Below are 26,815 nucleotides of genomic sequence, written 5' to 3' on the forward strand. Positions count from 1 at the left end.
TCAGCTCCTGGGTAAGACTACCGAGCCAGCAACGTGCTGGGCCCAGTCGGGATTTTCGGCGCGCAGGCCGGTTGCGGAGGTCGGGTCGGGTCGGAAGCGCAACAGCACGAGGGCCGGCAATCTCCACGTCGTCCAGCTCTTCGCATGGTCTGTGCGCCGTTGGAAGCGCCGCAGCCAACCCATCGCGGGGGCCGCGAGTGCGCGCCCGTCATATCCCGGACGCGCGATTACCGCAATCGGAACCTCGCGGGCGATCTGCCGCCAGTTCTTCCACCGATGGAAGTCGGCGAGATTGTCCGCCCCCATCAACCAGATGAACCGGATCTTGGGGTAGCGCCGCTTGAGCTTGCGGATTGTGTCGAGCGTGTAGCGGGTGTGGAGCCGCGCCTCGATATCGGTCGCGCGGATCGGCGCGCGGCGAGCCATCCGTCGCGCCGAGGCGAGACGCGCGGCGAGCGGCGCCATGTCGTTCGCCGCGTCCTTGAGCGGGTTGCCGGGCGACACCAGCCACCACGCCTCGTCGAGCGCGAGCGCGTCGAGTGCTGCCAACGTGATGCCGCGGTGGCCACGGTGTGCGGGATTGAACGACCCGCCGAGAATGCCGACGTCGGTCAAAGCTGGAAAGGCCGGTCTTGCTTGGCGTGCATTAGGCGAACCACGTCGACGCCGGTCGCCATCGGACGGTAAAGAATCAGATACTCCGTTCCACGGATCGACCATTTCCTGAGATCGCCGTTAGCGACTGGCCCCAGATACGGGTTGTCAGCCAACAGACGTACCGCAGCGACTGCCATGCCGCCGACGCGGCGCGCATGATCCGCCGAATACTCTCGAAGATACCGATCGACTTCACCGAGATCCGCGAGCGCCGACGCGGACCAGATCGCACGCCTCACTCGGCCGCTATGTCGCGGTGACGCGCCTCGAACCACGATTCGACTTGTTCCTGGGTGTAGGAACGACCGGCATCGATATCGTCGATACCTTCCTGCACAAAGGCTGCGAGCTGGATATCCATTTGCGTGGCGGTCTCGACGACCGACTTCACATACGCATCGACCGTCATGTCGCGCCAAGCAGCCGCGGCCTTTAGCGAAGCCAGCGAAGCCGTGTCGAGTTCCAGGGTCAGCGAAGCACCTTCCGTCATGCGGCGAGGATATGCCTCTGACCGGGCTTTATCAACCGCGCACCTGGCCGGTGCCGCGGCCGATCCATTTGTAGGTGGTGAGGCCCTCGAGCGCGACCGGACCGCGGGCGTGGAGGCGGCCGGTGGCGATGCCGATCTCAGCGCCGAGGCCGAACTCGCCACCGTCGGCGAACTGGGTGGAGGCGTTCCAGAGGACGATTGCGCTGTCGATCGCGGCGAGGAAGCGCTCGGCGACGGTCGCATCCTCCGCGACGATCGCATCGGTGTGATGCGAGCCGTGGCGAGCGATATGCGCAACCGCCGCGTCAATGCCGTCGACGATCGCGACCGAAGCGATCGCGTCGAGATATTCGGTGTCCCAGTCGGCGGCATTGGCGGCTGCGATCTCGGGAACGAGGGCGCGCGCGCTTGCGTCGCCGCGGACCTCGCAGCCCGTTGCTGCAAGACGTCGAATCAAGGCGGGTGCGTTGGCATAACCCCGGTCGATCAGGAGCGTCTCCATCGAACCGCAGACGCCGGTGCGGCGCATCTTCGCGTCGACGACGACGGCCTCGGCCATCGCCGGGTCCGCCGACGCATGCACGAAGACATGGTTGATGCCGTCGAGATGCGCGAGGACGGGGACGCGTGCTTCGGCCTGGACACGCGCGACGAGACTCTTGCCGCCGCGGGGGATGATCAGGTCGATCACCCCGTCCGCCTTCAGCATCGCGCCGACTGCCGCGCGATCGGTGGTCGGCACGAGTTGCACCGCGTCGACGGGCACCCCGCCCGCCTTCAGCCCCGCGACCAGTGCCGCGTGGATCGCGCGATTGCTCTTCACCGCTTCCGACCCGCCGCGCAGGATCGCCGCGTTACCGGCCATCACGCAGAGCGCGGCAGCGTCGGCGGTGACGTTGGGGCGGCTCTCGTAAATGATGCCGATGACGCCGATCGGCACACGGACGCGCGAGAGCTTCAGGCCATTTGGGCGCGCGCTCGAGCCAATAACCTGCCCAACCGGATCCACCAGCGCTGCCACGGCCGCGACGCCGTCAGCCATCGCCGCGACCCGCGCTTCGTCAAGCCGCAAACGATCGAGCAGCGCACCCGACAGACCTGCCTCGCGCGCGCGCGTCATGTCCTCGGCGTTCGCCGCAACGATCTCAGCAGATGCCGCCCGGATCGACTTTGCCGCCAATGCGAGCGCCGCGGCTTTAAGCGCCGACGATATCGCTGCCAGAACCAGCGCGGCAGAGCGCGCGCGTGCGCCCATTTCGGCGATCATTTCGGTCGGATTTTCTGCGTCGGCCATGCCGCACGCGGTACCATGCGAAGCCTCTCGCGCCAACGTCGCGAACTCGTTACGCTGCCGATATTGCAGGGGGACGCATGACTGGGGATATCGGGGCAGCGGCGGATGTCGCCACGGGTACAATCGTCGGGCGCGCGTTCGAACCGAGCGCGGGGGAAGCCCATGGCACGCATACGGGCCATGGGCCGGCCGATGCGCTGTGCCTGAATTGCGGGACGCGGTTGTTGGGCGAGCACTGCCACGCGTGTGGTCAATCGGCGCATGTCCATCGCTCGCTCGGCGGGATCGGGCATGAGATCGCGCACGGGGTTTTCCATTTCGAAGGCAAGATATGGCGGACCTTGCCGTTGCTGGTGCTGCATCCGGGTGCGCTCACGCGGCGGTACGTCAATGGCGAGCGGGCGCGGTTCGTTTCGCCGCTGGCGCTGTTCCTGTTCACCGTCTTCCTGATGTTCGCGACGATCGGCGCGGTCGGCGGGGAAATGACGAAGGACTTCATCCGGGACGAGCGAACCGGCAAGACGTCCGACTATGCACACGAGGCCGCCAGGGCTCGTCTCGCGCTGAACAAAGTCGAGGCGCAGCAGCAGGTTGCGAAGCGTGCACCCGCCAAATATTCGGGGGAACAGCTTGCGACGCTCGATCGTCAGGCGAGCGCGCTGCGTACCACTGTCCGAGCGCTCGGGGTCGCCGCGGATATGCAGAATGGCGGCGCCAACGGTACGCTGGTCGACCTGGGCGACTTCAAGACCGGCTGGGAACGGCTCGACCACGGGATCGCCAAGGCGAACGGCAATCCGGGCCTGATGTTCTACAAGCTGCAGACCAGCGCGTATAAATACAGCTGGGGCCTGATTCCGTTATCCGTGCCATTCATGGCGCTTCTTTTCCTCTGGCGACGCCAACATCACCTTTACGACCACGCTATCTTCGTGACCTATTCGCTAGCGTTCATGATGCTGCTGACGATCGTGCTGATCATCGCGGGCGTAATCGGCGTCGCTGAGGGCTGGATAGTGATGGCGGCGATGTGCGTGCCGCCAGTCCATATGTTTGCGCAGCTTCGTGGGGCGTATTCGCTGCGGAAGCGGTCGGCGGCGTGGCGGACGGTCGCGCTGCTGACGTTCGCGTTTACGGTGTTGCTCGCGTTTATCGTGCTGTTGTTACTGCATGGGTTGACGGACTGAACGTTATCAGGCGAGCTCTACCAACTCCCGTTCGTGCTGAGCGAAGTTGAAGCGCCTGCGTGCGGGGCATGCCCTTCGACTTCGCTCAGGGCGAACGGATGAAAGAAGACCTCTTCAACCTCCCCCACCCACCTCAGCGGCAGGGGTAGAGGTTCGCCAGGACGCGGGCGTAGCCGTCCTTAAGCGGGCGCTTCTGGTAGCTGGCGGGGAGTTCGTTGAGGCCGTCGAGCATGTCCATGATGCCGACGGACTCGCCTTCCGGAACGCAGGCGATCGGTGGCTTGCCGGCGGCGGCGCGGGCGGCGCGTTCTGCCTTCAACTGATTGGTTGCGGCCTTGGCTTCGGCCTTCAGTGCGGGAAGGTCGGGTGACATGAGCGCCATCGGGCCCTGGTCACGCAACGCGTTGGCGCGGGCCAGGAAAGTGCCGACGGTCATCGCCGCGCTTGCCGGCATTGCCGCGCCGACCATGAGCAATGCTGCGACGACAGCCTTGGAACGCGAATACGACATGGGCGGCCTTTCCGAGAAAAGACCGCCCATAGAGCTACTTAGGTGACTGCCCGGTGAACCGGATCACGCCCCTAACGGTGTTGGCGTACCGAACGGACCCGAGGGGCGCCGGGTCTTGGGGATCGACGTACCCGCACGCGGGACGGTCGACGCCTTCGCACCCGGATCCGGACGATCGAGATCTTCGCCGGCGATCAGCTTCTTGATCTCGTCACCGGTCAGCGTCTCGAATTCGAGCAGGGCGCCGGCCACGGTGTGAAGCTGGTCGACATGATCGCTCAGCACCTGCTTGGCGCGGTCGAGACCGCCTTCGACGATCCGCTTGATCTCGTCGTCGATCAACTGCGCAGTCTGGTTCGACATGCGCGACGGACGGCTCGACGAGTAACCCAGGAACGACTCGCCCTCGGGCTCGCCGTATTCCAGCGGGCCGACCTTGTCCGACATGCCCCAGCGCGTGACCATGTCGCGTGCCAGACCTGTGGCGTACTGGATGTCGCCCGAGGCGCCGCTCGAGACCTTGTCGTAGCCGAAGATGACTTCCTCGGCGACCCGGCCACCCATCGATACCGCGAGGTTCGCGTACATCTTGTCGCGGTGGTAGCTGTACGAGTCGCGCTCCGGCAGACGCATGACCATACCCAGCGCACGACCGCGCGGAATGATCGTCGCCTTGTGAATTGGATCCGAAGCAGCCTCGTGCATCGCGACGACCGCATGACCGGCCTCGTGATACGCGGTCATCCGCTTCTCGTCGTCGGTCATGACCATGCTGCGACGTTCTGCGCCCATCATGACCTTGTCCTTGGCCTCCTCGAACTCCGCCATCGCCACCAGACGCTTGCCCTTGCGCGCGGCGTGCAGCGCCGCTTCGTTGACGAGGTTGGCGAGATCGGCACCCGAGAAGCCGGGCGTACCACGAGCGATGACTCGCGCGTCGACGTCGGGCGCGAGCGGCACCTTCTTCATGTGGACTTCGAGGATCTTGATGCGACCCTCGATGTCCGGCCGCGGCACGGTGACCTGGCGATCGAAACGGCCCGGACGTAGCAGCGCGGGGTCGAGCACGTCGGGACGGTTGGTCGCGGCGATGATGATGATGCCTTCGTTCGCCTCGAAGCCGTCCATTTCGACGAGCAGCTGGTTCAGCGTCTGCTCGCGCTCGTCGTTACCGTTGCCGAGACCGGCACCGCGATGACGACCTACAGCATCGATTTCGTCGATGAAGACGATGCACGGCGCGGACTTCTTGGCCTGCTCGAACATGTCGCGGACACGGCTCGCACCGACGCCGACGAACATCTCGACGAAATCGGAACCCGAGATTGTGAAGAACGGCACGCCAGCTTCACCCGCGATCGCGCGGGCGAGCAACGTCTTGCCGGTACCGGGCGAACCGACCAGCAGCGCGCCCTTGGGGATCTTGCCGCCGAGGCGTGCGAACTTGGTCGGATCCTTCAGGAACTCGACGATCTCCTCAAGCTCTTCGCGAGCCTCGTCGATGCCAGCGACGTCCTGGAAGGTGACCTTGCCTTCCTTCTGCGTCAGCATCTTCGCGCGGCTTTTGCCAAAGCCCATCGCGCCCGAGCCAGAGTTCTTCTGCATCTGCTTCAGGACGAAAAATGCGATGCCGAGGAACAGCAGGAACGGCAGCGACTGATAGAGGAGCAGCGCCAGCATCGACGGGCCCTCTTCTGGCTTCGCGCTGATCGATACGCCCTTCTCGCGCAGCTTTGGCACGAGCGTCGAGTCCGGAATCGGATACGACTTGAACTTCTCGCCCGAGGACAATGTCCCCGAGATGATATCGCGCGAGATGTTGACGTCCTTGACGGTGCCCTCATCGACCTTGTCGAGGAACGCCGAATACGCGATCGTATTGCCACCCGACGCCGCGGTGCGGCCGTCGAACATGGTCACGAACAGCGCCAGCGCGAGCAGGATGCCGACCCAGATCAACAGGCTCTTCATCCAAGGATTGCCGCCGCCGTTCTCGGGGCCGCCGTTTCCGGGGCCCTGGGGCTTCTGACCGCGGTTGTCGTTGTCGCTCATGGGTGCACGATACCTTTCACCGCACAAGATAAGCGTGCGCAGGTTAATGGCAATGGAACAACGCGCGACTTGCGTTGATCAGTGTGAACGGACGGGCGCGCTAAGCGGTTCTGCGCGGTGGTGCCTCGCGGAAGCGCCAGACGTCGCCGCGACCGCTGGCGATGATACCGGCTTGAGTGGTCCGTTTGCCGGCCATCAACGAGTCGAGGAGGCTTTCGATGTTGGCGGCCTCGGTCCATTCGGGCGCCACGATGCCGGCGTCGGTGCGGACCGTGCCGATCGCGCGACGGGCGAGGCGGCGGAGGATTTCGCGGGGCAGCTTCTCGACCGCGAGCTTCACTTCGCTGCCGCCGACCTTCGCGCGTTCGGTCCAGATCCAGTCGACCATCGCGCGGACGTCGGTGTCGGTCTCGGCGAGCGCGGCGGCGGCGCGCGCGAGGTTGGGCGTGCCGAGCCATTCGTTCTGGTCGAGCAACCGGCGGAAGCGGGTGCGATCGTGGCGGTCGTCGTGGTTCGAGGGATCGTCGAAGAACGGTACTTCCGCACGGCGGACGATCGCGCGGAGTTCGGCGCGGCGCCAGTCGAGCAAGGGGCGGATCACGGTGACGCCGTGGACTTCCGTGCGCGCTCGGACCCCAGCCAAGCCGGCTAACCCTGACCCGCGGGCGGCGCGCATGAGGAAGGTTTCGGCCTGGTCGTCGGCGTGATGGCCGGTGACGAGCGCCCCTGCCCCGATCGCGCGGGCGTGGTCGGTGAGGAGGGCGTAGCGGGTGGTGCGGGCCTGCGCCTGGATGCTGGCACCGGTGATCGGTTCGCTGGGGGCGAGCGTGGCGTGGGGGATGCCGAGCGTTGCGCAATGCGCGGCGACCATCGCGGACTCCTCCGCCGCTTCGGGGCGGACGCGGTGATCGATGCTCGCGACCGTGAAGCCGGGAGGGAGTGCTTCGTGCGCAAGCGTGAGCATCGCCATGCTGTCGGGGCCGCCGGAGACGGCGAACAGCGGGTTGGTGATGTCGCTTGCGAGGCGCGCGAAGTCGGCGGCGAAGCGGCGGCCTTCTTCTGTCATGCGGTGGGGGCCGTGACGAGGATGCTGATCCTCCCCTGCAAGGGGAGGTGTCTGGCGCTTGCCAGACGGAGGGGTGATCCGCTCTCGATGGCGCGATACCCCTCCGTCAGCCCGATGGGCTGCCACCTCCCCTTGCAGGGGAGGATTTCAGAGGGACTGCTATTCATCGAGGACCTGCTTACTTGCACTTCGCCGCGCTGCGCCCGGCGGCAACCTGCCCCTTCATCGCCGACGCCATCTTGGCGCCGTAGACGTCGTTCAGTTCGTCATACACCTTGCACGCATCCGCCGGCTTGTTGAGCTTGGTCAGCGCCTGGCCGAGATACAGCAGGCTGTCCGGCGCGCGCTCGCCTTCGGGCATCTTCTTGTAATTGTCGTAGAACGCCATCGACGCGAGGCTCGGCTTGCCTTCGTCGAGATACGACCGGCCGAGCAGGTTCTGCGCATAGCTGGCGCGCTTGCTCTTCGGGTATTCGGCGACGACCTTCTTCAGTTGCGCCTCGGCCTGCGGATATTGCTTGGCCGCCCAGAGGCGGTAGCCGTACATATACTCGTCCTCCGCCGGATCGCCGGTCGATGGCTTTTCGACCGAGACCTTGGTCGGTGTGGCAGCGCCGGGCTTGCTAGCGGCTTCGGGGCGTGTGGTCGGGCGTGATGGACCACCTGACTGGTCATCGGATTCGATCGGACCACCAGCCCCCGCCCCCGTCGCGATCGGTGCAGGGCCGGTCTCAAGCGTCTTCAGCCGCGCATCGTTCGAACGGCGGTAATTGTCGAACGCGTCCTGCAGCTGGCGGGTGCGGTTCTGGTTCTGCTCGATCTGCTCGGTGAGCGAGGTCATCTGCTGTTCGAGCGAGGTGACGCGCTGGTTCACGTCGGCGAGCGCGCTGGTCGCGGGCGAGCCAGGTCCGGGGCCCTGCTCGCTCTGTGGTGCGCGGACTTCGGGCTGGAGCATCTGGCCCGCGCCACCGGGGAAGACCTTCCGCTGGACCGCGCGCATTTCGCTTTCGAGCTTGCCGACGCGGCCCTCGACATTTTGTGCCTGTACGGCAGCGGGCAACAGCGCCGCGAGGCAGACGCCGACAAGAATTGACTTACGCATGGGCCACACCCCCCGGTGGATTGGTTAATCGTCCGGGTATAGCTGCACTACCCATCCTGTCGCCAGCCTTAAGACCCTGGCGCCTTAGACCTTGGCGGTCCGCCGCCATCACGGATTGGGCGTTGCCGTAGCGGCGGGTGGTGGATTGGCGGCTGCGTCCAGATTGGCGCGCTGCGTTTCGCTCAACGGACGACGCGGCGTGCGGGGACGGTTGGCGGTGCGCGACCGCTCCGGCGACCGCGTCGGCGTCGGCGTCGCTTCGGTCGCGGTCGGCGTGGCCTGAGGCTCGGGCGTGCCGGCGATCCGCGCGGCGATAGCCGGCGCACCCACGGACACGTCCTTGATCGCGCGTTCGCCGGTGCCGAGCGCAGGAGCCGCGGCGCCGTTGAGCGTAACCGCAAGCTTGTCTGCACGACCGATGTTGATCTTCGGATCCTTGGCATCCTTCGGCACGTCGAACTTCTCGCCGGGCTTCATCGTGCCCAGGTACAGCGTCTTGTTGTCGGCATCGTAGACTCGCATCCACACCTCGTCCGAGGCAGTCAGCGTGACCTGCCCATTGGCGGGCGTGGCCGGCGCAGGGACCGGTTGCGCGGTCTGGGCGGCGGGGTTCGGCGCGGTCTCGGCGATCGGCGTCGTGATCGAGGCGTTGTTCGAACCGCGGAACATGTCGGTGCCGTACCACAGCCCGACCAGCACCAACACCGCGATCGCGATGCCCAGCGCGACGATCGCGAGGCCACGCGAGGGCACGCGCGACGGATCGGTCATCTCGTACGGTTCGTATTCGGGCTTCTTGCTGCCCAGCTTCGCAACGTCGCTACGGACGATGTTGGCGATCTGCACCTCGTCGATGCCCATTGCGCGCGCATAGGCGCGGCTGAAACCGACTGCGTAGGTCGAGGACGGCAGCGTGGAATAATCGGACGCCTCGATCGCTTCGAGATGACGCAACGGCACACGGGTACGCGTCGCGATATCCGCGACGGTCAGGCCCTGCGCCTCGCGCGCCTTGCGGAGAATGTCGCCAGCACGCTCTGGTTGAGCGGGTGCTGCGTTCTGGCCGGTTTCGACCTCGTCCATTCTTATCTCCGAGCGCGGGCGCGTAGCGTTGCCCGCCATGGCACCCGTCTTTCAGAGGCCCTTAGCCGTGTCAACGCACCGAACGTCTTAACCGCAGCTTTCCGCCGATCAGACGATTTCGACGCCGTTCTCGGTTGCCCAAGTGGTCAGCGCACCGCGCATATCGCGCGGCGGGTTGGCCAGCAGTCCTGCCATGTATGCGGTGAGCGCGGCGCGATCTAGCGAGCGCGTCATCGCCTTGATCGGGCCGACGGCGGCGGGGGTGATCGACAACCTCTCAATGCCGAGCCCGATCAGCGCCATCGCCTCCAGCGGACGCCCCCCCATCTCGCCGCAGACCGCCAGATCGACCGACGCCGCGCGAACCGGTGCGACCAGCCGCGCGATGAAGCGCAGGATCGACGGGCTGAGCCAGTCGTAGCGCTCGGCGAGCTTGGGGTTGGCGCGATCGGCGGCGAACAGGAACTGCGTGAGGTCATTGGTGCCGATCGACAGGAACTCGATCTTCGGCAGCAATATGTCGAGCATCTCGGCGAGCGCCGGCACCTCGAGCATCGCGCCGTAGCGGATCGCCAGCGGCATCTTCCGACCGCGCCCTTCGAGCCAGGTCCGCTGCGCCTCGAACAGCGCACGCGCCTCGTCGAACTCCCACGGCTCGCTGACCATCGGGAACATCACGTTGAGCGTGCGGCCGGCGGCGGCTTCGAGAAGCGCGCGTGCCTGCACCTTCATCAACCCGTCGCGCTCCAGGCCGAGGCGCAGTGCGCGCCAGCCCATCGCCGGATTCTCCTCGTCGGAATCCTCCTTGTTGAGATACGGCAGCGCCTTGTCGCCGCCAATATCGACGGTGCGGAAGATCACCGGGCGATCGCCGGCCGCGTCGAGCACTTCGCGGTAGAGGCGCTGCTGGCGCTCGCGCTGCGGCAAGGTCGCGGAGACGAGGAACTGGAATTCGGTGCGGAACAGGCCGATGCCGTCCGCGCCGGTCACGTCGAGTGCGGCCACGTCGTCGCGGAGGCCTGCGTTGACCATCAACGTCAAGCGGTGGCCGTCCTTGGTGATCGGCGGGACGTCGCGCAGCGCCGCGAACGCCGCCTTGCGCTTCTGGCGCATTGCCAGCCGCGCCTCGAACGCCTCCTCCATCGCCGCGGAGGGCCGCGCGACGACGTTGCTCTCGGCGCTGTCGAGCAACAGCATGTCGCCCTCTGCGACCAACCGGCGGATGTCGCGAACGCGGCCGAGCACGGGCACGCCCATCGCGCGCGCGACGATCGTGACGTGTGCGGTGAGCGAGCCCTCTTCGAGGATCACGCCCTTCAGCCGGCGCTTGTCGTATTCGAGCAGTTCGGCAGGGCCTAGATTGCGCGCGATGAGGATCGTGTCCTGGCGAAGGCCCATCTGCGCGGCGGTGCCCATCTGGCCCGAGACGATGCGGAGCAGCCGGTTCGACAGATCCTCGAGATCGTGCATCCGGTCGGCGAGCAGCGGATCGTCGATCTGGCGCATGCGCTGGCGGGTACGTTGCTGGACGCGCTCGATCGCTGCCTCTGCGGTGAGGCCGGAGTCGATCGCCTCGTTGATGCGCCGCGCCCAACCCTCGTCGTACGCGAACATCTTGTAGGTCTGGAGCACCTCGACATGCTCGCCGCCGACACCGAATTCGGCCTCGCGGGTCATCCGGTCGATGCCTTCGCGCATCTTGTCGAACGCCGCATAGACGCGGTGGCGCTCGGCATCGGTGTCCTCGGCGACGGTGTGCTCGATATGGATACGCGGCTGGTGGTAGACCGCGAACCCCGCGCCCATGCCGTCGACCAGCTTTTGGCCGGGGATGCGCATTGCCGCGGTCGACTGCGGCCGATCCGCGCCGCCGCCGGTCGTGTCGATCAGCCCGGCATTGGCGATCAGTTCGGAAAGCACCATCGCCACCGTCTGCAACGCCTCGATCTCGACGTCAGCATATCTGCGACGGTCGGTGTGCTGGACGGCCAGGACGCCCACGGAGCGTTCGCGGCGGATGATCGGGACGCCGGCGAAACTGTGGAAGCGGTCCTCGCCGGTCTCGGGCTTGTAGGCGAAATCGGGGTGGCTGGCGGCTTCGTCGAGGTTGAGCACCTCGACGTCCTCGGCGATCGTGCCGACGAGACCTTCGCCGAGCGCGAGCTTGGTGACGTGGACGGCGGCCTGATCGAGCCCGCGGGTTGCGAACAGTTCGAGCACGCCTTCGCGCAACAGGTAGATCGAGCAGACTTCGCTGTCGATCGCGGTGGCGATGATGCCGACGACGGCGTTGAGCTTGGCTTGCGCGGACGTGCGCGACGCCATCACGTCGTGAAGGCTGGTGAGGATTTCGCGGGCGGAGGCGGCGGCCGAAAGGGGCATTCGCGTTGGCTATCAGATGAAACGCTTGGGTGCCACGCAACAAAAGCAGTGTTGGGGTGAAGTTCGATCGATCTGAAGGTGTGGATTCTTACAAAAGGGATTGGTGCGGATCGCGGCGCGTAAATCTCATCGGCTACGGTTGCCCTCTCCTTCTTGTTCTCCCGCGAAGGCGGGAGCCCAGTCTGGGTCCCCGCCTTCGCGGGGAAACACGGTAGCGCGTACGCAACCCGTTACGCGTCGAACAAGCCGTCCTGGCTGCCGGCTGGTGGGTTCAGACCCAGGTGTTTCCAGCCGCCGGCATTCAGGAACCGGCCGCGTGCCGTTCGCGCGATCAGGCCGAGCTGGATCAGATACGGCTCGATCACTTCCTCGATCGTGTCGCGCGGTTCGCTGAGGCCCGCCGCCAACGTCTCCACGCCGACCGGGCCGCCGCGGTAGATGTCGGCGATCATCATCAGGTAGCGGCGGTCCATCGCGTCGAGCCCAAGCGAATCGACCTCCAGCCGGTTGAGCGCCGCATCCGCCGCGCGTGCATCGACCGTTTCGTGCCCTGCGACGTTGGCGAAATCGCGCACTCTTCGCAGCAACCGCCCGGCGATGCGCGGCGTACCGCGGGCCCGGCGCGCGATCTCCATCGCGCCGTCCTTGGCGATGCCTAGCCCGAGCAACCCCGCTGCGCGCGTAACCACGCGCTCCAGTTCCTCGACCGTGTAGAATTGCAGCCGCACCGGAATTCCGAAGCGATCGCGCAGCGGCGTCGTCAGCAAGCCCTGTCGCGTGGTCGCGCCGATCAGCGTGAACCGCGGCAGGTCGATCCGCACCGACCGAGCGGATGGTCCCTCGCCGATCATCAGGTCGAGCGCACGGTCCTCCATCGCCGGGTAGAGCACCTCCTCGACCGCGGGCTGCAACCGGTGGATCTCGTCGATGAACAGCACGTCGCCATCCTCGAGATTGGTCAGCAGCGCGGCGAGATCGCCCGACTTGGCGATCACCGGGCCGGAGGTGGCGCGGAACCCCACCCCCATCTCGCGCGCGACGATCTGCGCGAGCGTCGTTTTACCGAGCCCCGGCGGCCCGAAGAACAGCACGTGGTCGAGCGCATCGCCACGCGACTTCGCCGCCTGGATGAAGATGCGCAGGTTCTCGCGCGCGGCCTTCTGCCCGACGAATTCATCGAGCGTCTTCGGGCGCAGCGCGGCGTCGACGTCTTCGGGACGCTTGGCGGCAGTCAGGATGCGGTCTGTATCGGTCACACCCTGCGATAGCGCGCTCGCGGTGAAGGGGGCAAGGCGGCTATGGGTGTGGGATGACCAACGACACCTCGCACCCCGATTTGTATCTGCTGGGCGGAGTCTCGCCCGCGTTGGAGGCGACGCTTGCCGAGCGCTTCACGTTGTACCGCGAGGATCCGCCGGCGACGACGCGCGCGATCGTGGGTGGCGGGAGCAGCGTGGTCGATGCGGCGTTGCTCGACCGTTTTCCGGCACTGGAGATCATCGCGATCCACGGGGTCGGCTATGACGGAATCGACCTCGCCGCTACCAAGGCGCGCGGCATCGCGGTGACGACGACGCCCGACGTGCTGACCGACGACGTCGCGGACCTGGCGATCGGGCTGATGCTGGCGGTGCAGCGGCGGATCGTTGCGAACGATCGTGCGGTGCGGGACGGCGGGTGGCAGGTCGATCTCGCGCGCCGGGCTAGCGGGCGGCGGATCGGGATCTTCGGGCTGGGACGGATCGGCAAGGCGATCGCCGAGCGCGCTGCGCCGTTTGCGAGCGCACTTCATTATACCGCACGCTCCGCCAAGCCGGATTTCGCCGGCGTATTCCAGGCCGACATCGCCTCGCTGGCGGCGGCGTGCGACGTGCTGATCATTGCCGCGCCTGGTGGCGAGGCGACGTCGCATATCGTGGATGCGGGGGTTCTCGCGGCGCTTGGCAAGGACGGTATCCTCGTCAACATCGCTCGGGGTAGTCTGGTAGACGAACCGGCTTTGGTGGCGGCGCTTCAGAACGGGACGATCGCTGGGGCGGGGCTCGATGTGTTCGCCGACGAACCTGCGGTTCCCGACGCGCTCAAGGCGATGAACCAAGTAGTCCTGTCACCGCATCAGGGAAGCGCGACGGTCGATGGGCGGGCGGCGATGGCGGCGTTGGTGATTGCGAACCTTGATGCGCATTTCGGCGGGAAAGCGCTGCTCACCCCGCTTTGAACCGAGCTGGATAGCAATCCTCCCCCGCCAGGGGGAGGTGGCACCGCAGGTGACGGAGGGGGAGGCACGCAACAAACGTGTCGCGTGCCTCCCCCTCCGTCTGGCAAGCGCCAGCCACCTCCCCCTTGCGGGGGAGGATCGTTAGATACGCGACCTGCAATTTGCGCCGACTCTAAGTCTTAGACGCCTTGCGCAACGCCAGCCGCACCAGCGCATCGAGCGAAGCCCCCGGCCCCAGCTCCTCGTCCGCCGCCGCCACCGCGACGCTTGCCTCGTTCGGGCGGAACCCAAGGTTGAGCAACGCCGACACCGCATCCGCCGATGCGCCCGGCGCGGCGTTGACCACCGCCGGCCCGAGCCCGAGCGCGATGCCGCCGACCTTGTCCTTCAATTCCATCACGATACGCTGGGCGAGCTTCGGCCCGACGCCGTTGGCGCGCGCGACCATCGCCTTGTCGCCGCTGGCGATCGCGCGTGACAGGTCGACCGGCTCCAGCGCCGACAGGATCGCGAGCGCAACGCGGGCGCCGACCCCCTGCACGCCCGTCAGCAACCGGAACCAATCGCGCTCGTCTGCGCTGGAAAACCCGACAAGCCGCTGGAAATCCTCGCCTACCAGCAGTTCGGTGAACACCGTGCAGGCCTCGCCGATCGGGCCGAGCGCCGACAGCGTGCGCGCCGAGGCGCCGACCAGATAGCCGACGCCGCCGACGTCGATCACGGCATGGTCGATGCCGGTCGAGTCCAGCCGTCCTTTGAGATGCACGATCATTGGGCCACGCGGTAGAACATCGACGGCGCGGCGTCATCCCGTCAAAATACGGGCTTTCCGGCTCGATCGACGCGCAGGCCGGTCAGGCGTTTGGTTGCGGACGACCCTGCTCGCCCGTCGGACGGTTCTGGACGGGCGCAGCGGCCTTCGCGGTTTCGTGCAGCGCTTGGGTCGGCGCGCCGATCACCATCGCGCGGGCACGCAGGCTGGCGCGCAGGAATACGGTGTCGGACGCGATGAAGCGGCGCGGGGTCGTACTGAGGAACGTGCCGGCATCGCGGAGGAAATGCGAGGCGTCGAAATAGCTGCTGTCGATCTTCGAATAGTCCGCCATGCCGTCCGTCCGGATCAGGCTGATGAACGAGCGCAGGAACCGTGCGCGCCTCAGCAACAGCTTTGGCGGCATGCCGAAATGGCGCGTCGCCATGCGGCGCAGTTCATGCGTCGGGATGTCGAGGCGGTCCGCGACGTCCTTCATCTCGATCACACCGTCGGTGACCGTCAACGCGGTGAACGCGCGGATCAGGTCTTCGCGCGGATGCGGGCGAGTGAAAAACGCAGCGAACACCGCATCGAGCAGCGGCTTGATCATCGTGTCGTCGTCGAGCGCGTCGAGCCCTTCGACCAGCCGCGCGGAAAGGTCCGATCCCAGCGCCGAACCGAGCGGCACGACGCGGTTGTGGAATTCGCCCGCCGACCGCGCGGTGAGCCGCGACCAGCCGAGCGCGCTGAGGCCGATGCCGACGGCGATCCCGCCACGCGTCTCGGTCCGGAAGGCACGGCTGGTCGGACCGTAGAAGCTTGCACGATCGAGCGGGCCGAAGCGGTGGTTGCCGACCGACACGGTCAGCGGCCCGGCGTCGACCAGCACGGAGATCATCGCCGGTGCCGGCAGATACCAGTTGAGCATCGGCGCGCGGTCGTTCGAGGCGTAGATCGCGTACCCCGTCAAATACTCGGACAGCGCCGGATCGGGCAGGTCGTACCGCATCGTCATGCCCGCGGGCATCGCGAACGCCGAGGCCGGAACATTGTTGCTGTTCGTTCCACCTCGTACGTGTTCGACAAGCATCGCGCCGCCTTTAATCTAAATTAAAAAATCACGGGCGGCGCTGCCACAGCAATGCAGGCTTGGCTATCAAAACTTGATTGAGGTGTAATTATAGCGCTCAGGCGCCGATCTCATTCAAAATGAACCAAGTTTTGTCCGAGCGGATATTGGCTAGGGTTGAGATTTGTGACGCGGCTAGCCGTGGTGCGCGTCTTCGGATGCTACGCCGGAGAAACGGCGTTACCTCGCGTTAGTCGGATCGCCGGAGAGGTCAGGCGCCTACGCCGCTGCGTCGTGCCAGGGCGGCGGCGCTGGCAACGTGATGCGCATGCGTGATCGCGACGGCCAGCGCGTCGGCGGCGTCGGGGCCGGCGAGCTTGGCGCCTGGCAACAACACGGCCATCATCGCCTGAATCTGCTTCTTGTCCGCGCCGCCGGTGCCGACCACGCCTTTTTTGACGGTCGAGGGGTGGTATTCGCCGATATGCAGCCCTGCGCCCGCCGCGGCGAGCAGCACGACGCCGCGCGCTTGCCCGAGCTTCAACGTCGACTGCGCGTTGGTGTTGCCGAGCACTTCCTCGACCGCGGCGCCGTCTGGGCGTTCGGTACGGATGACGTCGATCAGCGCGTTATACAGTGCGGTGAGGCGGCGGGGGAGCGCCATCGACGGGTCGGTCTTGATCTGGCCGTTGGCGATATGGCTCAGGCGATTGCCGTCGGCGCGGATGACGCCCCAGCCTGTGGTGCCGAGGCCGGGGTCTAGGCCGAGGATGATCATGAGTAGGTAGAAGAAGGTTGGTTCGCGCGGAGACGCGGAGACGCGGAGGGGGCGCGTTCCTGGCGATCGTCTCGCGCTAGCGGGACTTTCAGTTCTCCGGGCTGGCCGACAGAAATGAGGCCGCTGACGCGGAGTACGTAGGCACTAAGCACAGCTCTCCGCATCTCCGCGTCTCCGCGTGAACCAACCTTCTTCATCTCAACCGAGCGACTCCATGATCTCGTCGGAGATCTCGTAATTGCCCCACACCGTCTGCACGTCGTCGTCGTCGTCGAGCGCATCGATCAGCTTGAACAGTGTCGCCGCATCGTCCGCACCGACCGCGACCATCACCTGCGGGCGCCAGGCGAGCTTGGCGCCTTCGGCCTCGCCGAGCTTCGCTTCCAGAGCCTTCGCCACCTCGTGCAGGTCGCCTTGCGCGGTCCAGACTTCATGCCCGTCCTCGCTCGACGTGACGTCCTCGGCACCAGCCTCGAGTGCCGCTTCGAACACCGTGTCGGCATCGCCCGCGCTCGCCGGATACGAGATCAGCCCGACGCGATCGAACGCGTGGCTGACCGAACCGCCCGCGCCCAGATTGCCGCCGTTCTTGCCGACCGCGACGCGCACGTTGGTCGCGGTACGGTTGCGGTTGTCGGTCAGCGCCTCGATGATCAGCGACACGCCGCCGGGGCCGAAGCCCTCGTAGCGGATCTCTTCGTAATTCTCGGCATCGCCGCGGCTAGCCTTGTCGATCGAGCGCTGGATGTTTTCCTTCGGCAGCGACGCCGCCTTGGCCGCGTTCACCGCCGCGCGCAGGCGCGGGTTCATGTCGACGTCGGGCAGGCCCATCTTGGCCGCGACCGTGATTTCCCGGCTGAGCTTGCTGAACGCCGACGAGCGCTTCTTGTCCTGCGCGCCCTTGCGGTACATGATATTCTTGTATTTGGAATGGCCTGCCATCGGTGCCTCTTTAGCTGATGGCCCCGCTCTTAGGCGTCAGGCGCGGATTTCGCCAGACCGTCGGTTTCCAAGCCCGCAAGGGCGTCGATCTTCGCTTCGATCGCGTCGAGCCGGGCCAGCACCAGATGATCGATCTTGTGATGCACGCGCAGGATGTCGAGCTCGGCGCGCAGGTTGGTCTCGTAGTCGAGGCTCGCGGCCAAGCGATCCTTTGCGGATTGCCGGTTCTGGCTCATCATGATCACCGGCGCCTGGATCGCGGCCACGGTCGAGAGCAACAGGTTGAGGAAGATGTAGGGATACGGATCGAACGCGCGCCCGAAATGCGCGAGGATGTCCGAATTCAGCAGCATCCAGCCGATCAGCACCGCGCTGAACGCGATGATGAACCCCCACGACCCGCCGATCGCCGCGACACGGTCCGACAGCCGCTCGCCGAACGTCGATCGCTCGTCCGAGACGTCGGCAGCGTCGCGGCTGACCGTGGTGCCAGCCTGGATGCCGGCGAGGACGCGGCGCTCCTCGTCATCGAGATCGCTCGGCGCCTTGCCGAGCAGTCGCTGCGAAAGGTCGGCGAGCAGGGATTGTTTCGTGGCCATGAGTCGCGCCCTAGCCCGGATTGCGGATTATTCCAGCGCAAAGCCCCGCTTGCGACGCAAGCCGCAAAGACTCCTTGCTCCCACACGCCCGCACCTGCCAAACGCGCGGCATGACGGTTAGCGTGAATATGGGCACCGACGGCAATGGTACTGCCGTCGGCGTCGACCTGGAGGAACTACTCGCCACCCGCCTGTTGGTGCAGGGCAATTCGGGATCGGGAAAATCGCATCTGCTGCGCCGACTGCTCGAGCGATCGGCGGGGCATGTCCAGCAGATCGTGATCGATCCGGAGGGCGACTTCGTAACGCTCGCGGGGCCGCATGGTCATGTCGTGATCGAAGCCGGCGACTATAGCGAACGTGAGATTGCGCGGATCGCGACGCGGTTGCGCGAACATCGGACGTCGGCTGTGCTGAGCCTCGAAGGGCTCGAGGTCGAGGGGCAAATGCGCTGTGCCGCGTCGTTCCTCTCAGCGCTGTTCGATGCGCCGCGCGAGCATTGGTATCCGGTGCTGGTTGTGGTCGACGAGGCGCAGATGTTCGCGCCGGTGACCGGCGGCGAAGTGTCGGAGGAAGTCCGCCGCGCATCGCTGGCGGCAATGACCAACCTGATGTGCCGCGGGCGTAAGCGCGGCCTCGCCGGGGTGATCGCGACGCAGCGTCTGGCGAAGCTTGCGAAGAACGTCGCGGCGGAAGCGTCGAACTTCCTGATGGGCCGCACCTTCCTCGACATCGACATGGCCCGCGCGGCCGATCTGCTCGGGATGGAGCGGCGCCAAGCCGAAGCGATTCGCGATCTCCAGCGCGGCACGTTCATGGCGCTCGGACCGGCAGTGTCGCGCCGACCGATCACGGTGAAGATTGGCGACGTCGCGACCTCCGCACGCAGTGGCAGCCCCAAGCTCACCCCCCTCCCCAGCGCCGCGCCGATGGACCTGCAGGACCTGTTGTCCGAGCCCGTGGTCGACGCGCCCGAACTCGGCCTGATGTTCGATTCGCGCCCGCGTCGCGTGCCGGCTGAGGAACTGCTCGACGGCATCGCCCGCCCGCCCGAGCCGCGCACCGCCGCACCGCCTCCGCCCGAGAAGACCGACGACGAGGTCGAGGCGGTCTACGCGGACGTGTTCCGCGCGATCGTCGAGGATCCTGAGTCGACGCTGCGGCCGCCGTCGGTGCTGTTCCAGGATTTCCAGGTGCGCTGCCGGATGGGCGGCCTCGCCAAGCCGCCGCTCGATTTACCCGGTTTCGTGCGGCGGCTGAGCTGCGCCCGCGCCGGTATTTTCGACATGACGGACGAGGCGTGGACGGCGGCACTCGACGTGGCGAGCGGCCTCCCCGACGACATGCTCGGCGCGTTCCTTTTGGTGGCCCGCGCGGCACGTGAAGGCGAGCCCTGCCCGTCTGACGCGCGCATCGCAGCGACGTATGGTACGAGTTCGCTTGGCCGTGTGAAGCGTCTGATCGGCTATATAGAGAGCCGCGAACTGATCGTGTGCCGCACCGATCTCGCCGGCAAGCGCTCGATCACGATCCCAGGGCTGGGCTGGACGACGCTGCCGGCGGAGGCGGCGTAGATCGTCATCCGCGGATCGGGGTGAACTGCAACGACACGAACTGCCAGTCGCCCTTGATCCGTCGCGCGACGAAGCCGGCCCGCAGCGCGCGCGTCTGCATCTGGCCGTCTTTGCCGGGCATGGTGTAGGCGATCCGCATCGTGACGACACCGATCGTGCCAGCGGGCCGCGCGACGGTTTCGGTGATCGTCATCGGCGGTGCCGCCGATTTCTTGTCGGCTGCGTAGAACCCGATCAAGCGTTCGCGGGAATCGACCTCGCCGACCGGAGACACCTCCTGGTATTCGGGTGCCATCATCGCGATCATCGCCGCCTGATCGAACTGGTTGCGGACCCGGACGAACGCCTCGGCCCGCTGACCGAGTTTTTGGGTATCGACCTCAACCGATTGCGCCGCGACGGGAGCACTAACCAACGCCGCCGCCGCTATCCCCAAAAATACCCGCATGCTTGCCCCCGATGCAATGTTGCATAACGGCAATACACCTAAGCTTCGGGTGCAGCAATGACGCTGCCGGTTGCCGAACCTAGAATGCGAACGCGATGGCGAGACCTGCGACGACGCCAACTTGTACCATCGCGATGAGCTGGAGCCGACCGACGAATGGTTGCTTCCGTGTCTTGTGCCGGTAGCGATTGCGCGCCCAGAACGCGCCCGGGCCGCCGCCAAGTGCGGCGAGCCAGAGCAAGCGGGATTCAGGAATGCGCCAGGCGCCAGTCGATGATCGCCGCTTGTCGAGCGCGAACGCGGCGACCGTGATGACGTTGACCAGCACCAGCAAGAGGACGCCCATGACGACAGCAAGCGCACTATTCGGCGCGGTCAACGGTCCTCGCAACGGATCCGCATTTTAACCATGCGGACCTCTGCACGCTCGCCCGGATTCGCGCGCATCTTGACCATGTGGTCTTTCACACCAATCTGGAATTCCGCCGGCCCGGTAACAGTGCATACCATCCCGTTGGCGATGCTGGCACACGCATCGACATATTGGCGTGCGTTAGTGATGACCGAGTCTTCAGCCGGACCGAGTCCCATCGAAACATAGCTCGATCCACCGAACAGCGCGGTACCAAGGCCGCCGAGCGTCTTCAGCTCCCATGCGGCGTGGCCGTCAGACGGTTTCGCCGTCTTCATACCGAGCTCGGTCGCGATCCGCTGGCAGAAGCTGGCGTTGGCCGCCCCCTCATCCGACTGGGCGGGGGCGGCCATAGTGGCCAGCACGAGGGCGGCGAGAAAACGGATGTTCATAGTCGGATACTAATCCGCAACCGATGACAGTTCTGTTAAACGCGTCAAAACCGACGCGTTTGGCCGTCTCACCGCCCTGGCGAAACTCAGATCATCCCCAGCGCCTGGAGATACACCTCGAGGATCGCCTCCTCCTCCTGATACTCTTCCTTCTTCTTCTTCCGGATCGACAGGATCTTACGGATCGCCTTCGGATCGTAACCGCGGCCCTTGGCTTCGGCCATCACGTCCTTGATGTCGTCCGAGATACCCTTCTTCTCTTCTTCGAGACGCTCGGCGCGCTCGATCAGCAGGCGCAGTTCGTCCGCTGCGACCGCGCCGCCGCCCATGCCGTGTTGCCGTTCGTCAGACATCGAAAATTCCCCACTCGCCAGCGCCCACGCGCCGGTCAAAAGCCAATCAAGATACAAGCCCGCACCGGTGATCGCCGTCCGGAGACGTCCTGAATCATGCCGAATTGGGTGCGGGCCAGCGTCTAGGCGTTTACCGTGTTCGGCTCAAGCGACCCTGCGGGGGATCGTCGCGAATCAATTGCAGCCGTTCTCAGACCACCGCGTTCTTCGCGACGCTCGCCTTCATCCGTTCGAGCTGCTCGGGCGTCGCGTCGCCTTGGTGATGCGCCTTCCACTCTGCGTACGGCATCCCGTAGACCGTCTCGCGTGCGGCATCCTTTGACAGACCGCCCGCTTCCTCGACCCAGTCGGACAGGCAGTTGCGGCAAAAACCGGCGAGCCCCATCAGGTCGACGTTCTGCGCGTCCTCGCGGTGGCGGAGATGACGGATCAGGCGGCGAAAGGCCTGTGCCGCTACGGCATCGTCCAAAGTATCGAGGCGATCGGGGTTCATTACTATGCTCCGTGGTTGATCCCGCGGAGATAGGGTTTAAGGCCCGTCGCGGCAAAGACCTCCCCCAGGAAACGCCGAGGAAGACGCACCGCATGACCAAGGCCATCGCACCCCGTTCGCGCAAAGTCCGCATTCTAGCGACGCTCGGCCCTGCCAGCAGCACCCCCGAGATGATCGCTACCCTCTTCCGTACCGGCGCGGACGCATTCCGCATTAACATGAGTCACGGCGACCAGCAGTCGAAGATCGCCGTGATCCAGGCGATTCGCGCGCTGGAGCAGGAATATGGTCGTCCGTCGACCATCCTTGCCGATCTCCAGGGTCCGAAGCTGCGTGTCGGCAAGTTCGACGGCGGCCGTACGGTGCTCGAGACCGGTTCGACTTTCGTGCTCGACCGCGATCCGACGCCAGGCAATGCGACCCGCGTCGAACTGCCGCACGACGAGATCTTCGCAGCGATCGAGCCGGGCGCCCGCCTGTTGCTCGACGACGGCAAGCTCGTGCTGCGCGTCGTGTCGCACAGCCCGCGCGAGATCACGACGCGGGTCGAGGTCGGCGGCGCGTTGTCGAACAGCAAGGGTCTGAACGTCCCCGACGTCGTGCTGCCGATGGCGGCACTGACCGAGAAGGATCGCAGCGATCTCGACTTCGCGGTCGACCAGGGCGTCGACTGGATCGCGCTGTCGTTCGTCCAGCGCCCGGAAGATCTTTGGGAAGCGCGCAAACTGATCGGCGGCAAAGCGGCGCTGATGGCGAAGATCGAGAAGCCGGCGGCGATCGAGCGGCTCGAGGAGATCGTCGAGGCGTGCGACGGCGTGATGGTCGCGCGCGGCGATCTTGGCGTCGAGCTACCGCCGCAGCAGGTACCGCCCTTGCAGAAGCGCATCGTTGAGGTTTCGCGCCGGATGGGCCGCCCGGTGGTGGTCGCAACGCAGATGCTCGAATCGATGATCACGTCGCCTTCGCCGACGCGCGCGGAAGTGTCCGACGTCGCGACCGCGGTGTATGACGGCGCGGATGCGATCATGCTGTCGGCGGAGAGCGCGGCGGGCGCGTGGCCGGTCGAATCGGTCGCGATGATGGATGCGATCGGCGTGTCGGTCGAGGCCGATCCCGAGCACGGCGACCGGATGCACTTCACCGTGATGAAGCCCGATCCGACGACCGCGGACGCGCTCGCCGAGGCAGCAAAGACCATCGCCGCGACGGTGTCGGCGGTGGCGATCATCTGCTTCACGACGTCGGGCTCGACCGCGCGCCGCATCGCGCGCGAGCGGCCGTCGGTGCCGCTGCTGGTGCTGACGCCGAGCCAGGAGACCGCGCGGCGGCTCGGGCTGCTGTGGGGGACGCATGCGGTGCATACGCGCGACGTCGAGTCGTTCGAGGACATGGTCGCGAAGTCGAAGCGGATGGCGTTGCGGCATGGGATGGCCAAGGCGGGGGATCGCGTGATCGTGCTGGCGGGCGTGCCGTTCCGGACGCCTGGGTCGACGAACGTGCTGCATGTGGTTCGGATCGTGGGCGATGAGCTGAAGGGGCATCATTCGCAGGTTTGAGTTTTTGGCGACCTGAACTGGCGGTGCGCGCGGATTGTCGATCACTGCCACGCAGATGCAGTCCTGTGATGGGTAAAGTGGGCCCCGCCCCAACCGTTCCCCCGCGAACGCGGGGGTCCAGGGTACCAAAGCGCTACGGTATTTAGCTGTGCACCCGCGTCCGCGGGGGAACTGCCTTGGTTTAGGTCGCGTCCGCCTCGTGTCGGCACTGCATTCAGGCCGGAGCACCAACGAACGCCACCCCTGCCCCGTCATGCCGGGCCCGCTCCGCATGCTCGCCGCCCCGTGAAGTATGCGGAACGGTGGGCCCCGGCGTCCGCCGGGGTGACGGAAGAGAGGTGTATGTCGGGCTTTAAGTAAGGTGCCTCATGGTCTCGCGGCACTTTAATCAGCTCGCTATTCCGACGAGTTTGCCAGAACCGTATTACTTATCACCAACCATCGGCTCCACCCCGGCGAAGGCCGGGGCCCAGTTGGGGGACAGTGATGACGACGCTCTCCGCTCCGTTACTCCGACCTTTCCAACTGGGCCCCGGCCTTCGCCGGGGTGAAGCATCACCGGCGGTGCGCAGCTCGATCTAGGCTAGCGCTCGCCCCCCGAATACGCGATGCCGCGCAGAACGGACCGCACGGGAGGGCGAACGCTATGACTTTACGCGAGAAGATCGGTTGGGGCGCACTGGCCCTGCTCGCGGCCTGCGCGCTCGCGGTCGTCGCGTTCGAGCGTGGCGAGCATGTCAACGCGCTGTGGATCGTCACTGCCGCCGTGTCCGTCCAGCTGATCGCGTACCGCTTCTACGCGCGCTACATCGCGCGGCATGTAATGCAGCTCGATCCGTCGCGGCCTACCCCGGCGCTTCGCCGCGCCGACGGCCTCGATTACGTCGCGACCGACCGCAACGTCCTGTTCGGCCACCACTTCGCCGCGATCGCCGGTGCCGGACCGCTGGTCGGGCCGGTGCTCGCTGCGCAGATGGGCTATCTTCCCGGCACGCTATGGATCCTCGCCGGCGTCGTCCTCGCGGGTGCGGTGCAGGACTTCATGATCCTGTTCATCTCGATGCGGCGTGACGGGCGGTCGCTCGGCGAGCTTATCCGCATGGAGATGGGTGCGGTTCCCGGCGTGATCGCGCTGATCGGTGCGTTCGCGATCATGGTCATCATCCTCGCCGTGCTCGCGCTGATCGTGGTGCGTGCGCTCGCCGGGAGCCCGTGGGGGCTGTTCACCGTCGCCGCGACGATCCCGCTGGCGTTCCTGATGGGCATCTATACGCGCTGGATCCGCCCCGGGAAGGTTGGCGAAGTCTCCGTGCTGGGCGTCATCGGGCTGCTTGCCGCGATCGTCTATGGCGGCACCGTCGCCGCCTCGCCGACGCTCGCGCCGCTGTTCACGCTGACGCCGGTGCAGCTCTGCGTGCTGATGGTGGGATACGGCGCGGTCGCGTCGGTCCTGCCGGTGTGGCTGCTGCTCGCGCCGCGCGATTACCTGTCGACCTTCCTCAAGATCGGCGCGATCGTCGCGCTGGCGATCGGCATCGCCGTCGTCGCCCCGCCGCTGCGGATGCCGGCGCTAACCCCGTTCATCGACGGTAGCGGCCCGGTCTGGTCGGGCGGGCTGTTCCCGTTCCTGTTCATCACGATCGCATGCGGCGCGGTGTCGGGCTTCCACGCGCTGATCGCCAGCGGCACCACGCCGAAGCTGATCGCCAGCGAAGGCGACGCGCAGTTCATCGGCTATGGCGCGATGCTGATGGAGAGTTTCGTTGCGATCATGGCGTTGGTCGGCGCGTCGATCCTCGATCCGGGCGTGTATTTCGCGATGAACAGCCCGGCGGCGGTGGTCGGTACCGACTTCGCCTCCGCGGCGACCGCGGTGACGGCGATGGGCTTCCCGATCACGCCCGAGCTGCTCGCGCAGACCGCGAAGGACGTCGGCGAGACCACGATCGTCTCACGCACCGGCGGCGCACCGACGCTGGCGGTGGCGATGTCGGAGATCTTCAGCCACCTCGTCGGCGGGCAGGCGATGAAGGCGTTCTGGTATCACTTCGCGATCCTGTTCGAGGCGCTGTTCATCCTGACGGCGGTCGATGCGGGGACGCGTGCCGGGCGGTTCATGCTGCAGGACCTGATCGGGCTCGCGGTGCCGTCGTTCCGTAATGCCTCGGCGATCGTGCCCGGGCTGATCGCGACCGCGCTCTGCGTGATCGCGTGGGGCTTCTTCCTGTACCAGGGCGTTACCGACCCGTTGGGCGGCGTGAACACGCTGTGGCCGCTGTTCGGTATCTCGAACCAGATGCTCGCGGCGGTCGCGCTGGTGCTGGCGACGGTCGTGCTGTTCCGGATGAAGCGCCAACGGTACGCGTGGGTGACGATCCTGCCCGCCGCATGGCTGTGCCTGTGCACGATCACCGCCGGGCTGATGAAGCTGTTCGCGAGCGATCCGAAGGTCGGCTTCCTCGCGCATGCCTCCAAGTTTTCGGACGCGGCGGCGCGGGGCGAACTGCTTGCGCCCGCCAAGACGATGGCGGAGATGCAGCGGATCGTGTTCAACGACCGGATCGACGCCGGGCTGTGCGCGCTGTTCCTAGCGGTGGTGCTGTCGATCGTGTTCTTCGGCATCCGCACGTGTCTGACGGCGCTGAAGATCGACCGGCCGACGGTGACCGAAGTCCCGCCGCAGTTGGTGGCCGCAGAATGATCCGGACACTCTACGCCAAGGTTCGTGAGACCGCGCTGCTGATGGTTGGCGTGCCGTCCTACGCGGCCTATTGCCAGCACATGGCCGAGCGGCATCCGGACCACGCACCGATGGACGAACGCGCGTTCTTCCGCGATCGGCAAGAGGCGCGCTATGGCAGCAAGGGTGGGGGACGCTGCTGTTGACCAAGGCGAATACCACGGTCGCCCGCCTGCGCGCGGCAACCGCGAGCGATCACGATGCGGTCGATGCAGGGTTCGGGCGCTATGACCTGACCGACGCGGCCGACTATCGTGCGTTCCTGATCGCGCATGCCAAGGCGTTGCCGGCGGTCGAGGCTTGGCTGGCCGCGATTCCGGGGCTGGCGGCGGTTCGGTCGCGGAGGGCAGCGCTGGCCGAGGATCTTGCCGCGCTGGGTGAGGATATGCCCGCGCCGATGACGTTCGACGTCCCTGCGAGCACGGCCGCCGCTTGGGGCGCGATGTATGTTGTCGAGGGGTCGCGGCTCGGCGGCATCATGTTGTCGCGGTCGGTGCCCGAAGGGATGCCCTCGGCCTATCTCGGGGCGAAGCATCTGTCCGGCGAATGGCGCGCCTTGCTCGCCGCGATTGATGACGAGCCTGCCGACGAAGCCTGGATCGAGCAGGCCATCGTCGGCGCAAAGGCGGCGTTCGACCTGTATCGACGCGCGCCTGCCTGAGG

Annotated in this window: 28 protein-coding genes; 7 read left to right on the plus strand and 21 right to left on the minus strand. The window is 66.2% G+C overall.

What is annotated here, in order from left to right; all coding sequences use genetic code 11:
- From J4O76_RS14965 to J4O76_RS14980, 4 genes are read right to left on the minus strand one after another with little or no spacing between them, the layout of a single operon-like run.
- Positions 1–615 carry a nicotinate-nucleotide adenylyltransferase gene (locus J4O76_RS14965; protein WP_426282626.1) on the minus strand — a complete coding sequence of 205 codons (615 nt, stop codon included), beginning with the start codon at positions 613–615 and terminating at the stop codon, positions 1–3.
- On the minus strand, positions 612–896 hold the full coding sequence (locus tag J4O76_RS14970; RefSeq protein WP_426282628.1) for a type II toxin-antitoxin system RelE/ParE family toxin: 285 nt from the start codon (positions 894–896) through the stop codon (positions 612–614). Before J4O76_RS14970 ends, J4O76_RS14965 begins: the two co-directional genes overlap by 4 nt.
- A complete protein-coding gene (locus J4O76_RS14975; protein ID WP_426282630.1) occupies positions 893–1,147 on the minus strand; it encodes a hypothetical protein in 255 nt (84 codons plus the stop codon). Before J4O76_RS14975 ends, J4O76_RS14970 begins: the two co-directional genes overlap by 4 nt.
- A gap of 31 nt (positions 1,148–1,178) precedes the next feature.
- The gene (locus tag J4O76_RS14980; protein WP_426282632.1) at positions 1,179–2,441 is read right to left on the minus strand and encodes a glutamate-5-semialdehyde dehydrogenase; all 1,263 of its coding nucleotides are present in this window, start codon (positions 2,439–2,441) and stop codon (positions 1,179–1,181) included.
- Between the two features lie 77 nt (positions 2,442–2,518).
- On the opposite strand from J4O76_RS14980, the gene J4O76_RS14985 reads away from it, so the two are divergent.
- Positions 2,519–3,628 (plus strand): DUF3667 domain-containing protein, encoded by a 1,110-nt coding sequence (locus tag J4O76_RS14985; RefSeq protein WP_426282634.1) that lies wholly within the window; start codon positions 2,519–2,521, stop codon positions 3,626–3,628.
- Between the two features lie 133 nt (positions 3,629–3,761).
- Here J4O76_RS14985 and J4O76_RS14990 read toward each other — a convergent pair whose 3' ends face one another.
- The 7 genes from J4O76_RS14990 to ruvB form a co-directional block, all read right to left on the minus strand.
- Positions 3,762–4,139: a hypothetical protein gene (locus J4O76_RS14990; RefSeq protein ID WP_235518258.1), complete on the minus strand. Its 378-nt coding sequence runs from the start codon at positions 4,137–4,139 to the stop codon at positions 3,762–3,764.
- Between the two features lie 63 nt (positions 4,140–4,202).
- Positions 4,203–6,191 carry an ATP-dependent zinc metalloprotease FtsH gene (ftsH, locus tag J4O76_RS14995; RefSeq protein WP_133018508.1) on the minus strand — a complete coding sequence of 663 codons (1,989 nt, stop codon included), beginning with the start codon at positions 6,189–6,191 and terminating at the stop codon, positions 4,203–4,205.
- 100 nt (positions 6,192–6,291) lie between these two features.
- Entirely contained in the window at positions 6,292–7,257 is a 966-nt protein-coding gene (gene tilS, locus J4O76_RS15000) for a tRNA lysidine(34) synthetase TilS (RefSeq protein ID WP_426282637.1), read from the minus strand.
- 178 nt (positions 7,258–7,435) lie between these two features.
- The gene (locus tag J4O76_RS15005) at positions 7,436–8,359 is read right to left on the minus strand and encodes a tetratricopeptide repeat protein (RefSeq protein ID WP_426282639.1); all 924 of its coding nucleotides are present in this window, start codon (positions 8,357–8,359) and stop codon (positions 7,436–7,438) included.
- A gap of 108 nt (positions 8,360–8,467) precedes the next feature.
- Complete coding sequence (locus tag J4O76_RS15010; RefSeq protein ID WP_426282640.1) at positions 8,468–9,442, minus strand: helix-turn-helix domain-containing protein; 975 nt, start codon at positions 9,440–9,442, stop codon at positions 8,468–8,470.
- A 108-nt stretch (positions 9,443–9,550) separates the two neighbouring features.
- On the minus strand, positions 9,551–11,824 hold the full coding sequence (gene ptsP / locus J4O76_RS15015) for a phosphoenolpyruvate--protein phosphotransferase (RefSeq protein WP_426282642.1): 2,274 nt from the start codon (positions 11,822–11,824) through the stop codon (positions 9,551–9,553).
- 230 nt (positions 11,825–12,054) lie between these two features.
- On the minus strand, positions 12,055–13,080 hold the full coding sequence (gene ruvB / locus J4O76_RS15020; protein WP_056061260.1) for a Holliday junction branch migration DNA helicase RuvB: 1,026 nt from the start codon (positions 13,078–13,080) through the stop codon (positions 12,055–12,057).
- 53 nt (positions 13,081–13,133) lie between these two features.
- Here ruvB and J4O76_RS15025 point away from each other — a divergent pair, with 53 nt between their 5' ends.
- On the plus strand, positions 13,134–14,042 hold the full coding sequence (locus tag J4O76_RS15025) for a 2-hydroxyacid dehydrogenase (protein ID WP_426282644.1): 909 nt from the start codon (positions 13,134–13,136) through the stop codon (positions 14,040–14,042).
- 172 nt (positions 14,043–14,214) lie between these two features.
- Here the strand turns inward: J4O76_RS15025 and ruvA are convergent, their stop codons facing one another.
- The 5 genes from ruvA to J4O76_RS15050 all read right to left on the minus strand — a co-directional run bounded on the left by ruvA (position 14,215) and on the right by J4O76_RS15050 (position 18,184).
- Positions 14,215–14,814 (minus strand): Holliday junction branch migration protein RuvA, encoded by a 600-nt coding sequence (gene ruvA, locus J4O76_RS15030; RefSeq protein WP_136189194.1) that lies wholly within the window; start codon positions 14,812–14,814, stop codon positions 14,215–14,217.
- Between the two features lie 82 nt (positions 14,815–14,896).
- On the minus strand, positions 14,897–15,886 hold the full coding sequence (locus J4O76_RS15035) for a hypothetical protein (protein WP_426282646.1): 990 nt from the start codon (positions 15,884–15,886) through the stop codon (positions 14,897–14,899).
- A gap of 250 nt (positions 15,887–16,136) precedes the next feature.
- Positions 16,137–16,643: a crossover junction endodeoxyribonuclease RuvC gene (gene ruvC, locus J4O76_RS15040; protein ID WP_056484899.1), complete on the minus strand. Its 507-nt coding sequence runs from the start codon at positions 16,641–16,643 to the stop codon at positions 16,137–16,139.
- A 198-nt stretch (positions 16,644–16,841) separates the two neighbouring features.
- Positions 16,842–17,585 carry a YebC/PmpR family DNA-binding transcriptional regulator gene (locus J4O76_RS15045; RefSeq protein WP_056477859.1) on the minus strand — a complete coding sequence of 248 codons (744 nt, stop codon included), beginning with the start codon at positions 17,583–17,585 and terminating at the stop codon, positions 16,842–16,844.
- Between the two features lie 29 nt (positions 17,586–17,614).
- Entirely contained in the window at positions 17,615–18,184 is a 570-nt protein-coding gene (locus J4O76_RS15050; protein WP_426282650.1) for a DUF1003 domain-containing protein, read from the minus strand.
- A 110-nt stretch (positions 18,185–18,294) separates the two neighbouring features.
- On the opposite strand from J4O76_RS15050, the gene J4O76_RS15055 reads away from it, so the two are divergent.
- Positions 18,295–19,758 carry an ATP-binding protein gene (locus tag J4O76_RS15055; RefSeq protein ID WP_056061281.1) on the plus strand — a complete coding sequence of 488 codons (1,464 nt, stop codon included), beginning with the start codon at positions 18,295–18,297 and terminating at the stop codon, positions 19,756–19,758.
- A gap of 4 nt (positions 19,759–19,762) precedes the next feature.
- Here J4O76_RS15055 and J4O76_RS15060 read toward each other — a convergent pair whose 3' ends face one another.
- The 5 genes from J4O76_RS15060 to J4O76_RS15080 form a co-directional block, all read right to left on the minus strand.
- The gene (locus J4O76_RS15060; protein WP_426282652.1) at positions 19,763–20,206 is read right to left on the minus strand and encodes a nuclear transport factor 2 family protein; all 444 of its coding nucleotides are present in this window, start codon (positions 20,204–20,206) and stop codon (positions 19,763–19,765) included.
- Positions 20,207–20,285: 79 nt separating this feature from the next.
- Complete coding sequence (locus J4O76_RS15065) at positions 20,286–20,585, minus strand: DUF1294 domain-containing protein (protein ID WP_426282654.1); 300 nt, start codon at positions 20,583–20,585, stop codon at positions 20,286–20,288.
- The gene (locus J4O76_RS15070) at positions 20,582–21,010 is read right to left on the minus strand and encodes a hypothetical protein (protein WP_426282656.1); all 429 of its coding nucleotides are present in this window, start codon (positions 21,008–21,010) and stop codon (positions 20,582–20,584) included. The genes J4O76_RS15065 and J4O76_RS15070 overlap by 4 nt, the downstream gene beginning before the upstream one ends.
- 86 nt (positions 21,011–21,096) lie before the next feature.
- Positions 21,097–21,339 carry a DUF2312 domain-containing protein gene (locus tag J4O76_RS15075; protein WP_197942503.1) on the minus strand — a complete coding sequence of 81 codons (243 nt, stop codon included), beginning with the start codon at positions 21,337–21,339 and terminating at the stop codon, positions 21,097–21,099.
- Between the two features lie 214 nt (positions 21,340–21,553).
- A complete protein-coding gene (locus tag J4O76_RS15080) occupies positions 21,554–21,856 on the minus strand; it encodes a DUF1244 domain-containing protein (RefSeq protein WP_056061291.1) in 303 nt (100 codons plus the stop codon).
- Between the two features lie 92 nt (positions 21,857–21,948).
- Here J4O76_RS15080 and pyk point away from each other — a divergent pair, with 92 nt between their 5' ends.
- The 4 genes from pyk (at position 21,949) to J4O76_RS15100 (ending at position 26,813) form a co-directional block, all read left to right on the plus strand.
- A complete protein-coding gene (gene pyk, locus J4O76_RS15085) occupies positions 21,949–23,412 on the plus strand; it encodes a pyruvate kinase (RefSeq protein ID WP_426282658.1) in 1,464 nt (487 codons plus the stop codon).
- Positions 23,413–24,058: 646 nt separating this feature from the next.
- Entirely contained in the window at positions 24,059–26,113 is a 2,055-nt protein-coding gene (locus tag J4O76_RS15090; protein ID WP_426282659.1) for a carbon starvation CstA family protein, read from the plus strand.
- On the plus strand, positions 26,110–26,298 hold the full coding sequence (locus J4O76_RS15095; protein ID WP_426282661.1) for a YbdD/YjiX family protein: 189 nt from the start codon (positions 26,110–26,112) through the stop codon (positions 26,296–26,298). Before J4O76_RS15090 ends, J4O76_RS15095 begins: the two co-directional genes overlap by 4 nt.
- Positions 26,295–26,813, plus strand: a complete 519-nt coding sequence (locus tag J4O76_RS15100; RefSeq protein ID WP_426282663.1) for a biliverdin-producing heme oxygenase — start codon at positions 26,295–26,297, stop codon at positions 26,811–26,813. The genes J4O76_RS15095 and J4O76_RS15100 overlap by 4 nt, the downstream gene beginning before the upstream one ends.
- The last annotated feature ends 2 nt before the right edge of the window (positions 26,814–26,815 follow it).

Source organism: Sphingomonas sp. NFX23 (assembly GCF_049887795.1).
Classification (GTDB): domain Bacteria; phylum Pseudomonadota; class Alphaproteobacteria; order Sphingomonadales; family Sphingomonadaceae; genus Sphingomonas.

Coding starts and splice junctions, on each gene's coding strand:
- J4O76_RS15070 (WP_426282656.1), bottom strand. CDS start 21,010: ATGAACATCCGTTTTCTCGCCGCCCTCGTGCTGGCCACTATGGCCGCC.
- J4O76_RS15035 (WP_426282646.1), bottom strand. CDS start 15,886: ATGCTTGTCGAACACGTACGAGGTGGAACGAACAGCAACAATGTTCCG.
- ftsH (WP_133018508.1), bottom strand. CDS start 6,191: ATGAGCGACAACGACAACCGCGGTCAGAAGCCCCAGGGCCCCGGAAAC.
- J4O76_RS14985 (WP_426282634.1), top strand. CDS start 2,519: ATGACTGGGGATATCGGGGCAGCGGCGGATGTCGCCACGGGTACAATC.
- tilS (WP_426282637.1), bottom strand. CDS start 7,257: ATGACAGAAGAAGGCCGCCGCTTCGCCGCCGACTTCGCGCGCCTCGCA.
- J4O76_RS15005 (WP_426282639.1), bottom strand. CDS start 8,359: ATGCGTAAGTCAATTCTTGTCGGCGTCTGCCTCGCGGCGCTGTTGCCC.
- J4O76_RS15025 (WP_426282644.1), top strand. CDS start 13,134: ATGACCAACGACACCTCGCACCCCGATTTGTATCTGCTGGGCGGAGTC.
- J4O76_RS15095 (WP_426282661.1), top strand. CDS start 26,110: ATGATCCGGACACTCTACGCCAAGGTTCGTGAGACCGCGCTGCTGATG.
- ruvC (WP_056484899.1), bottom strand. CDS start 16,643: ATGATCATCCTCGGCCTAGACCCCGGCCTCGGCACCACAGGCTGGGGC.
- J4O76_RS15060 (WP_426282652.1), bottom strand. CDS start 20,206: ATGCGGGTATTTTTGGGGATAGCGGCGGCGGCGTTGGTTAGTGCTCCC.
- J4O76_RS15090 (WP_426282659.1), top strand. CDS start 24,059: ATGACTTTACGCGAGAAGATCGGTTGGGGCGCACTGGCCCTGCTCGCG.
- J4O76_RS15045 (WP_056477859.1), bottom strand. CDS start 17,585: ATGGCAGGCCATTCCAAATACAAGAATATCATGTACCGCAAGGGCGCG.
- J4O76_RS14980 (WP_426282632.1), bottom strand. CDS start 2,441: ATGGCCGACGCAGAAAATCCGACCGAAATGATCGCCGAAATGGGCGCA.
- J4O76_RS15075 (WP_197942503.1), bottom strand. CDS start 21,339: ATGGGCGGCGGCGCGGTCGCAGCGGACGAACTGCGCCTGCTGATCGAG.
- pyk (WP_426282658.1), top strand. CDS start 21,949: ATGACCAAGGCCATCGCACCCCGTTCGCGCAAAGTCCGCATTCTAGCG.
- J4O76_RS15080 (WP_056061291.1), bottom strand. CDS start 21,856: ATGAACCCCGATCGCCTCGATACTTTGGACGATGCCGTAGCGGCACAG.
- J4O76_RS14990 (WP_235518258.1), bottom strand. CDS start 4,139: ATGTCGTATTCGCGTTCCAAGGCTGTCGTCGCAGCATTGCTCATGGTC.
- ruvA (WP_136189194.1), bottom strand. CDS start 14,814: ATGATCGTGCATCTCAAAGGACGGCTGGACTCGACCGGCATCGACCAT.
- J4O76_RS14975 (WP_426282630.1), bottom strand. CDS start 1,147: ATGACGGAAGGTGCTTCGCTGACCCTGGAACTCGACACGGCTTCGCTG.
- ptsP (WP_426282642.1), bottom strand. CDS start 11,824: ATGCCCCTTTCGGCCGCCGCCTCCGCCCGCGAAATCCTCACCAGCCTT.
- J4O76_RS15055 (WP_056061281.1), top strand. CDS start 18,295: ATGACGGTTAGCGTGAATATGGGCACCGACGGCAATGGTACTGCCGTC.
- J4O76_RS15050 (WP_426282650.1), bottom strand. CDS start 18,184: ATGGCCACGAAACAATCCCTGCTCGCCGACCTTTCGCAGCGACTGCTC.
- J4O76_RS15010 (WP_426282640.1), bottom strand. CDS start 9,442: ATGGACGAGGTCGAAACCGGCCAGAACGCAGCACCCGCTCAACCAGAG.